Source organism: Mycobacterium sp., from assembly GCF_049683355.1.
Taxonomy (GTDB): Bacteria; Actinomycetota; Actinomycetes; order Mycobacteriales; family Mycobacteriaceae; genus Mycobacterium.
The window spans coordinates 1-9826 of the sequence record NZ_JBAUJB010000450.1; the positions used below are offsets into that span (position 1 = coordinate 1).

The 9826-nt window shown below is 68.2% G+C and carries 7 protein-coding genes and 1 pseudogene; 7 read left to right on the forward strand and 1 reads right to left on the reverse strand.

Features of this window, described 5'->3' with window-relative positions:
• Together WA944_RS25630 and WA944_RS25635 are read left to right on the forward strand one after the other, a co-directional pair.
• Positions 1–754, forward strand: a 754-nt coding sequence (locus WA944_RS25630) for an amidohydrolase (protein WP_526647469.1), incomplete at its 5' end; no start/stop codon positions are given.
• A gap of 169 nt (positions 755–923) precedes the next feature.
• A complete protein-coding gene (locus tag WA944_RS25635) occupies positions 924–3776 on the forward strand; it encodes an MMPL/RND family transporter (protein ID WP_526375874.1) in 2853 nt (950 codons plus the stop codon).
• Here the strand turns inward: WA944_RS25635 and WA944_RS25640 are convergent.
• The gene (locus WA944_RS25640; RefSeq protein WP_526375876.1) at positions 3773–4246 is read right to left on the reverse strand and encodes a gamma-glutamylcyclotransferase family protein; all 474 of its coding nucleotides are present in this window, start codon (positions 4244–4246) and stop codon (positions 3773–3775) included. The genes WA944_RS25635 and WA944_RS25640 overlap by 4 nt on opposite strands.
• 89 nt (positions 4247–4335) lie before the next feature.
• Between WA944_RS25640 and WA944_RS25645 the strand changes: the two genes are divergently transcribed.
• From WA944_RS25645 to WA944_RS25665, 5 genes and pseudogenes are all read left to right on the forward strand, one after another.
• Complete coding sequence (locus WA944_RS25645) at positions 4336–5751, forward strand: NAD(P)H-quinone dehydrogenase (protein ID WP_526375878.1); 1416 nt, start codon at positions 4336–4338, stop codon at positions 5749–5751.
• A gap of 56 nt (positions 5752–5807) precedes the next feature.
• Entirely contained in the window at positions 5808–7553 is a 1746-nt protein-coding gene (locus WA944_RS25650; protein WP_526609662.1) for a glycerol-3-phosphate dehydrogenase/oxidase, read from the forward strand.
• Complete coding sequence (locus WA944_RS25655) at positions 7550–8419, forward strand: pseudouridine synthase (RefSeq protein WP_526609664.1); 870 nt, start codon at positions 7550–7552, stop codon at positions 8417–8419. The genes WA944_RS25650 and WA944_RS25655 overlap by 4 nt, the downstream gene beginning before the upstream one ends.
• Positions 8420–8793: 374 nt before the next feature.
• Positions 8794–9477, forward strand: coding sequence for a TetR/AcrR family transcriptional regulator (locus tag WA944_RS25660; protein ID WP_526375691.1), 684 nt, complete (start codon positions 8794–8796; stop codon positions 9475–9477).
• Between the two features lie 98 nt (positions 9478–9575).
• Positions 9576–9826, forward strand: a pseudogene (locus tag WA944_RS25665) (hypothetical protein); the annotation flags it as partial.

Sequence of the window (9826 nt, forward strand, 5' to 3'; positions counted from 1 at the left end):
GCTGATGCCCGGCGGCGCCATCGACGCGATCGCCGCCGGCGCGCTGACCGGCGTGTCGCGCATCTACGCGCTGCACTGCGACCCGCGCCTGGCGGTCGGTAGGGTCGCGGTGCGGCCGGGGCCCATCACGTCGGCGGCCGACCAGGTCGAGGTGACGATGCACTCGCCCGGTGGGCACACGTCGCGTCCGCACCTCACCAGCGACCTCATCTACGGGATGGGCACGCTGATCACCGGCGTGCCCGGGGTGTTGTCGCGACGCATCGACCCGCGCAACAGCACGGTGATGGTGTGGGGCGCGGTCAACGCCGGGGTGGCCGCCAACGCGATCCCCCAGACCGGCACGCTGGCCGGCACCATCCGCACCGCCAGCCGTGAGACCTGGCTGACGCTGGAAGACATTGTGCGGGAGACGGTCTCGTCTCTGTTGGCGCCGTTGGCCATCGAGCACACGGTGCTGTACCGGCGCGGGGTGCCGCCGGTGGTCAACGAAGAGACCTCCACGCGGATCCTCACCCACGCCATCGAGGCGATCGGCCCGGACGTGCTGGCCGACACCCAGCAGTCCGGTGGTGGTGAGGACTTCTCCTGGTATCTCGAAGAGGTGCCCGGAGCGATGGCGCGGTTGGGGGTGTGGAGCGGCCGTGGCCCGCAGCTGGACCTGCACCAGCCGACGTTCGACCTCGACGAGCGCGCGCTCGGGGTCGGGGTGCGACTGCTGATCAACCTGGTCGACAAGAGCGCGACCGCGTGACTGTGGTCCAGATCACTGTTCCGTCCGGTGGCGACGCAGGCCACCAGTTGGCGGCCGGGCTTGCCAAGCGAGGCCAAAATGGTTAGCCTGACTTTGCTTATCGGATAATTCCGGCCGAACACGGCGGCGCCGTAACGACCTTCGGCTCAACCCCCGAAGGAGTCTCACGGTGGAAGGGCCCAAGCCGCACTTCTACGGTATCGCCCGCTTCATCCGATTGGCCTCCATCCCGATCATCCTTATCTGGATCGGCCTCGCCGCCTTCCTGAACGTCTCGGTACCGCAGCTCGAGGACGTCGGAAAGCTGCGGTCGGTGTCGATGAGCCCCGAGGACGCGCCGGCCGTCATCTCGATGCAGCGCATCGGTGAGGTCTTCGAGGAGTACGAGTCCAACAGCTCGGTGATGATCGTCCTCGAGGGTGAGGACACCCTCGGCGACGACACCCGCGCCTACTACGCCGACCTGATCGCTGCGCTCGAGTCCGACACCCGCCACGTCGAACACGTGCAGGACCTGTGGAGCGACCCGCTCACCGCCTCGGGTGCGCAGAGCTCCGACGGCAAGGCCACCTACTTCCAGGTGTACCTGTCCGGCAACCAGGGTGAGGCCCTGGCCAACGAGTCGGTCAAGGCCGTGCAGGACCTGGTGGAAGACAGCCAGCCACCCGACGGCGTCCGCGCCTACGTCACCGGGGCGTCGGCGCTGGCCGCCGAACAGGAGACCGCCGGGCGCGAGAGCCTGCGGATGATCGAGGCGCTGACATTCCTCGTCATCACGATCATGTTGATGCTGTTCTTCCGTTCCATCGTCACCACCCTGCTGATCCTCGTGATGGTCGGGCTGAGCCTGATGACGGTTCGCGGCGCGGTGGCGTTCCTGGGCTTCCACGAGATCATCGGCCTATCCACGTTCGCGACCAGCCTGCTGGTCACGCTGGCCATCGCGATCGCCGTCGACTACGCGATCTTCCTGATCGGCCGCTACCAGGAGGCCAGGGGCAAGGGCGAGAGCCCGGAATCGGCGTACTACACGATGTTCGGCGGCACCGCGCACGTAATCGTCGGCTCCGGCCTGACCATCGCCGGGGCGACGTTCTGCCTGAGCTTCACCCGGCTGCCCTACTTCCAGACCCTCGGGGTGCCGCTGGCGCTGGGCATGCTGGTGCTGATCATGGTGGCGATGACGTTCGGTCCGGCGGTGGTGACCAGCGCGAGCAGGTTCGGTCTGCTGGAACCCAAGCGTGCCATGCGCGTGCGCGGCTGGCGCAAGATCGGCGCAGCCACGGTGCGCTGGCCGGGGGCGATCCTGGTGGCCAGCGTCGCCGTGTCACTCATCGGGCTTCTGGCGCTGCCCGGGTACCAGACAAGCTACAACGACCGGAACTACCTGCCCGACGACATCCAGTCCAACATCGGTTACGCCGCCGCCGAGAGGCACTTCTCACCGGCCCGGCTGAACCCCGAGATGCTGATGGTCGAGACGGATCACGATCTGCGCAACCCGGCCGACTTCATCGTCATCGAGAAGATCGCCAAAGCGCTGTTCGGGGTGGAGGGCATCGGACGGGTGCAGACCATCACCCGCCCCGACGGCACCCCGATCGAGAGCACCTCGATCCCGTACATCATGAGTCGGCAGGGCGGCACCCAGAAGCTCAACGAGAAGTACATGCTCGACCGGATGGACGACATGCTGATCCAGGCCGACGCGCTGCAGGACACCATCAACACGATGGGCCGGATGCAGGCGCTGATGACGCAGATGGCCGGGATCACGCAGAACATGGTGGCCAAGACCAAGACCATGGCCGCCGACATCACCGTATTGCGGGACCAAATCGCCGATCTGGACGACTTCCTGCGACCGATCCGCAACTACTTCTACTGGGAACCGCACTGCTACAACATCCCGGTGTGCTGGTCGATTCGTTCGATCTTCGATCTGATCGACGGCACCAACCTGCTGACCGACAACGTGCAGGAGCTGGTGCCCGAGCTGGAGCGACTCGCGGCGCTGATGCCCCAGCTGATCGAGTTGATGCCGTCGCAGATCGAGTCGATGCGCTCCCAGCGCGACATGATGCTGACGATGTACCAGACCCAGAACGCGCAGCTCGAGCAGCAGGCCGCCATGAGCGAAGGCGCCACGGACATGGGAGATGCGTTCAACGAAGCCTGGAACGACGACACGTTCTACCTGCCGCCGGAGGCCTTCGACAACGCGGACTTCCAGCGCGGGATGGAGCAGTTCATCTCACCCAACGGGCACGCGGTGCGGTTCATCATCGCCCACGAGGGCGATCCGCTGTCCCCGGCCGGCATCGAGAAGATCGACGCGATCAAGGCGGCGGCCACGGAGGCCATCAAGGGCACCCCGCTGGAGGGGGCCCGGATCTACCTCGGCGGGACCGCGGCGACGTTCAAGGACATGGCCGACGGCACCCAGTACGACCTGCTGATCGCCGGGATCGCGGCGATCGGGCTGATCTTCATCATCATGCTGATCCTGACGCGGGCGATCGTGGCCGCCGCGGTGATCGTCGGCACGGTGGTGTTGTCACTCGGCGCGTCATTCGGCCTCTCGGTGCTCGTCTGGCAGCACCTGATCGGCATCGAACTGCACTGGATGGTGCTGCCGATGGCGGTGATCATCCTGCTGGCGGTGGGTGCGGACTACAACCTGCTGGTGGTGTCGCGGCTCAAAGAAGAGGTGCACGCGGGCCTGCACACCGGCCTGATCCGCACCATGGGCGGCAGCGGTTCGGTGGTCACGGCGGCGGGAATGGTCTTTGCGCTCACCATGATGACGATGGCGATCAGCGACCTGACGATCATCGGTCAGGTGGGCACGACCATCGGCATGGGGCTGATCTTCGACACGCTGGTGATCCGGTCCTTCATGACGCCGTCGATCGCCGCGCTGATGGGCCGCTGGTTCTGGTGGCCGCAGCGGATCCGGCTGCGCCCGCCGCCGGTTCCGTGGCCGGCGCCGTTGCCCCGCGAGCGCGCGACAGAAAGCTAGGTGCCCGGGCCGATGTTGCTGGCCGGGCGGGTCCGCAGGTCGTGGACGTATTCGGCGGGAGCACCGGCGATCTCGGCGGCCTCGGCCATCACGCCCAGGTACCGCGCCGATGGGATCCCGCCCTCCCAGGCGTCCACCACATACAGCCACGCCAGCACCGGGTCGGTGTCGGTGTCCGACGACAACCGCTCCACCCGGCACCGGATCTTCTTGTGGAACCCGAGTTCGGAGCCCTCCCAGCGGTCGAGGTTCTCCTCGTCCTCCTTGGTCATGTCGTAGAGCACCACGAACACCTTGGAGGTCGGATCCTCGACGACAGTGGCCAGCGCGCCCTCCCAGAAGATGTCCGCCCCGCCGAACGTCAGCCGCCAGCCGTGCAGCCACCCCGTCCCGGCCATCGGGGAGTGCGGCGCCCGCTGCTGCATCTGCTCGGGATGCATATTCGATCCGTAGGCGGCGTAGATCGGCACGCGAGCAGCTTAGTCGCATCGTGTTCGGCGGGCCGACATCCGGCGGGCTCCCGGTATCTGAACGCGGCCGCGTGTCCTAGGTTGAAACGGTGGTAACGCGCATCGTGGTCATCGGCGGCGGGCCGGCCGGATACGAGGCGGCGCTGGTGGCTGCCGCCAAGGGGAAGGACGTCACCCAGGTGACGCTCGTGGACTCCGACGGGGTGGGCGGAGCCTGCGTGCTCTATGACTGCGTGCCGTCGAAGACCCTGATCGCCTCCACCGGCGTGCGCACCGAGCTGCGGCGGGCCGAGGGGCTCGGCTTCGACATCGCCGTCGACGCCGCCAAGATCTCCCTGGGTCAGATCAACAACCGGGTCAAGACGTTGGCGGCGTCGCAGTCCGCCGACATCGGTCGCCAGCTGCTCAACCAGGGAGTGACGATCATCGCCGGCCGCGGTGAGCTCGTCGACGACACCTCGGGAATGGCGCATCACCGGGTGAAGGTCACCACCTCCGACGGCAAGGTCGGGGTGCTCAAGGCCGACGTGGTGCTCATCGCTACCGGCGCCAGTCCCCGGGTGCTGCCCAACGCCGAGCCCGACGGCGAACGAATTTTGACCTGGCGACATCTCTATGAGCTTCCTGAGTTGCCGGAACACCTGATCATCGTGGGCTCGGGGGTGACGGGCGCGGAGTTCTGCAATGCCTACACCGAGCTCGGGGTGACGGTGACGGTGGTCGCCAGCCGCGACCAGATCCTGCCGCACGAGGACTCCGACGCCGCCGCGGTGCTCGAAGAGGTGTTCGCCGAACGTGGCGTCACGCTGATCAAGAACGCCCGGGCCGACTCGGTGACCCGCACCGACACCGGCGTGCAGGTGAAGATGGCCGACGGCCGCACCGTCGAGGGCAGCCACGCGCTGATGACGGTCGGCTCGGTGCCCAACACCGCCGGTCTCGGTTTGGAGCGGGTGGGTGTGGAGCTCAAAAAAGGCGGCTACATCCCGGTCGACCGGGTGTCGCGCACCCCGGCGGCGGGCATCTACGCCGCGGGTGACTGCACCGGTCTGCTGCCGTTGGCGTCGGTGGCCGCGATGCAGGGGCGCATCGCCATGTACCACGCGCTGGGCGAGGGGGTGTCGCCGATCCGGCTGCGTACGGTGGCGTCGGCGACGTTCACCCGGCCCGAGATCGCCGCGGTGGGTATCCCGCAGTCGTCGATCGACGACGGCAGCGTGCCGGCCCGCACCATGGTGCTGCCGCTGAACACCAACGCCAGGGCGAAGATGTCGCTGCTGCGGCACGGTTTCGTGAAGATCTTCTGCCGGCCGGCAACCGGCGTGGTGATCGGTGGTGTGGTGGTGGCGCCCATCGCCTCGGAGCTGATCCTGCCGATCGCGCTGGCGGTGCAGAACCGGATCTCGGTGACCGACCTGGCGCAGACGTTGTCGGTGTATCCGTCGCTGTCGGGTTCCATCGTGGAGGCCGCGCGCCGACTGATGGCACACGACGATCTGGACTGAGTACACGTAGCCTGGGACGGACAGCCGTACTGACGAGTAACGAGGAGTCGGTCAACGTGAGCGACGCGGTCCCCGGCCCGGGCAACGGGCAGACCCTGCTGGGTCCCGAGCAACGGGCCCGGGCCTGGCAGCGGCTGGGCAGCGAGCAGTTCGACGTCGTCGTGATCGGCGGTGGCGTGGTCGGCGCGGGCGCCGCGCTGGACGCGGCGACGCGGGGCCTCAAGGTGGCGCTGGTCGAGGCGCGCGACTACGCGTCGGGGACCTCCAGCCGCAGCAGCAAGATGTTCCACGGCGGCCTGCGCTACCTCGAGCAACTGGAGTTCGGGTTGGTGCGCGAGGCGCTGCACGAACGTGAGCTGTCGTTGACGACGCTGGCGCCGCACCTGGTCAAGCCGCTGCCGTTCCTGTTCCCGCTGACCAATCGGTGGTGGGAACGACCGTACATCGCGGCAGGCATCATGCTCTACGACCAGCTCGGTGGCGCGAAATCTGTTCCGGCACAAAAGCATCTGACCCGTTCCGGGGCGCTGCGGCTGTCCCCGGGGTTGAAGCGCAGTTCGCTGATCGGCGGAATCCGGTACTACGACACCGTCGTCGACGATGCCAGGCACACCATGACGGTGGCGCGCACCGCGGCGCACTACGGAGCGGTGGTCCGCACGTCCACCCAGGTGGTGGCGTTGCTGCGGGAGGGCGACCGGGTCACCGGGGTGCAGGTCCGCGATACCGAGAACGGCACCGTCACCGACGTGCACGGCCACGTCGTGGTCAACGCCACCGGAGTGTGGACCGACGAGATCCAGGCATTGTCCAAGCAGCGCGGCCGGTTTCGGGTCCGGGCATCCAAGGGCGTGCACATCGTGGTGCCGCGGGACCGCGTCGTCAGCGAGGTCGCGATCATCCTGCGCACCGACAAGTCGGTGCTGTTCGTCATCCCGTGGGGCACGCACTGGATCATCGGCACCACCGACACCGACTGGAACCTCGACCTGGCGCACCCGGCGGCCACCAAGGCCGACATCGACTACATCCTCGGCACCGTCAACACCGTGCTGGCCACCCCGTTGACCCACGACGACATCGACGGCGTGTACGCGGGGCTGCGGCCGCTGCTGGCGGGGGAGAGCGAGGAGACCTCCAAGCTGTCCCGTGAGCACGCGGTGGCCGTGCCGGCGCCGGGACTGGTCGCGATCGCCGGCGGCAAATACACCACCTACCGGGTGATGGCCGAAGACGCCATCGACGCCGCGGCCGAGTTCGTGCCGACGCGGGTGGCGCCGTCGATCACCGAGAAGGTGCCGCTGATGGGCGCCGACGGGTACTTCGCGCTGGTGAACCAAACCCAAAGCGTCGGAAAGCATTACAACCTGCATCCGTACCGTGTGCGGCATCTGCTGGATCGGTACGGGTCGCTGATCGGGGAGGTGCTGGCGCTGGGCGAGGAGAACCCGGACCTCTTGGGTCCGATCACCGACGCCCCGGTGTACCTGAAGGTCGAGGCCGCCTACGCCGCGGCGGCCGAAGGGGCACTGCACCTCGAGGACATCCTGGCGCGCCGGATGCGGATCTCGATCGAGTACCCGCACCGCGGCGTGGACTGTGCCCGTGAGGTCGCCGAAGTCGTCGCGCCGATCCTGGGGTGGAGCGCCGAGGACGTCGACAGCGAGGTCGCGACGTACCTGGCGCGGGTCGAGGCCGAGGTGCTGTCCCAGTCGCAGGCCGACGACGAGTCCGCCGATGCGCTACGGGCGGCCGCGCCGGAGGCCCGCGCGGAGATCCTCGAACCGGTGCCGCTCACTTGACGCGGACGCCGGCGCCGCTCCCGCTGCGCGACGGACTCGGGCCGGCACGGGTCCGGTTGCGTGGCGGCGCGGTGCTGGTGGAGTTGGCGGACCGGTTCGGTGAGGCCGCCGCGGCCAAGGTGCTCAACGGTGAAGTGCGCACCGCCGACGGCACGGTTGTCACCGCATCGACTGTGCTGAAACCGAATTCGCACGTCTACCTGTACCGGGATCTGCCCGACGAGGTGCCGGTCCCGTTCGCCATGCCGATCCTGCACCGCGACGCCGACATCGTCGTCGTCGACAAGCCGCACTTTCTGGCCACGATGCCACGCGGCCGCCACGTCGCCCAGACCGCGCTGGTGCGGCTGCGTCGCGAACTCGACCTGCCCGAGCTGAGCCCCGCGCATCGGCTGGACCGCCTGACGGCGGGGGTGCTGGTGTTCACCACGCGGCCGGAGGTGCGCGGCGCGTATCAGTCGTTGTTCGCGCGGGGGCTGGTGCGCAAGACCTACCTGGCGCACGCGCCCGTCGACCCCGATCTCGTCTTCCCGCTCACGGTGCGCAGTCGGATCGTCAAGCGCCGCGGCTGCCTGCAGGCTGTGGAAGAGACGGGCGAGCCGAACGCCGAGACGGTCGTCGAGCATCTCGGCGACGGCCGCTACCAACTCACCCCGCGCACCGGGCGGACCCATCAGCTGCGGGTGCACATGGCGTCGATGGGGTTGCCGATCACCGGTGACCCGCTGTACCCCGACGTCACCGACATCCCGGCCGACGACTTCGATGTTCCGCTGCGACTGGTGGCGCATCGCCTGGAGTTCGAGGACCCGCTCACCGGGACGGCCCGGCGGTTCACCAGCGCCCGCGAGCTACCTGCTGGTTAGTCTGCGCTCAGATCGCAGTTCCCCTCGGCTTGACGCACTACTGCGATCTGAGCGCATACCGTGCGCGGTCCGGATGCGCACAGAGGCAATGTACGACATCCCCGAGTTGTTCGCTGCACGATTCGACGGCACAGTCAAAAACAGCGTGGACGAGGCATCTAGTGCCGTAATTGGCGTGAGCAGAATTTGCCCGGCGGGGTCGGTGACCGCTACGAAACGGTCACCGGACGCCGATGACGGTGCAGGGCCCGCGTACAGTGCCGATGCTGTCGACGCATACGCCGACACGCATACCTGGCAAAGATGGGCGCGTCGACATCGGGTGCGGCAGCAGTATGTATGCATCGGAAACAATATGTTGATATTGTTTCTGGATGTTCGGCGCCAGCGACCGCCCGGCCGACGACCTGACCGCCCGGGCCCGGATTCGGGACGCCGCGCTGGCGCAGTTCGCAGAACGCGGCGTCCGGGGGGCCACCATCAAGGGCATCGCCGATCAGGCCGGCGTCTCCCCGGGGCTGGTACAGCACCATTTCGGGACCAAGGACAACCTGCGGCAAGTCTGCGACGACACGGTCATCGAGGTGTTCCGGCGACAGGCCATCGAGGGCGCCGCCAGCGGGGACATCACCAGGCCGGACTTCATCTACGGCCTCTACCGCGCCGCTCCGCCGTTGATCCGCTACCTGGCACGGGCCGCGGTCGAGGGCGGGCCGGCCGCGGTCGCGGTTCTCGACGGACTCGCCGCGGGGGCCGAGGAATTCCTGAGCGGCACCTGGCCGGAACGCTTCCCTCCCGGTTCGCAGCAGGTCGGCGACGCCGCCGCGGTGATGTGTGCGATGCACACCGGGGTGACCATCTTGCACGACCACCTCGCCCGGCAGATGGGCAGCGACCTCGCGGGCACGGAAGCCACCCGCATCGGTCGGGCCATGTTCGACCTCTACGCGGCGATGGGTGAATTCTCGGCTTCCGATGCCGGCCGGCGGATCGCCGACGCCGTCACCCAGCACCGCGAAGGTCGGGATCCCGAAGGGTTTCCGGGGCTACGCTTCTGAGGCGCGCCGCCCGCGTTCAGCCCCATCCGGGCGTCGCTGCTGTAACAATCGGGAGACCTGCGCGGCGCCCGCCGCTGGAAACCTCGAAGGAGCCGACAGTGCGCACGACCTGGCTCGTGGCGGCAGCGGCGCTGTGCGTGGGGGCGGTGCTCGGTCCCTTATCGGGCCCTGCGCCTGCCGCGCAGGCCGCGGTGTGCGGTTCGGTCGGTGGCGTGCACCTCGACATCACCGGCTGCGCGGACCCGCTGTCCGAACTCAACGCGTTCCCGCCTCCGCCCCCTCCACCGCCACCACCACCACCACCGCCGCCACCGCCTCCGGGTGCGCCGCCACCACCCCCTCCACCGCC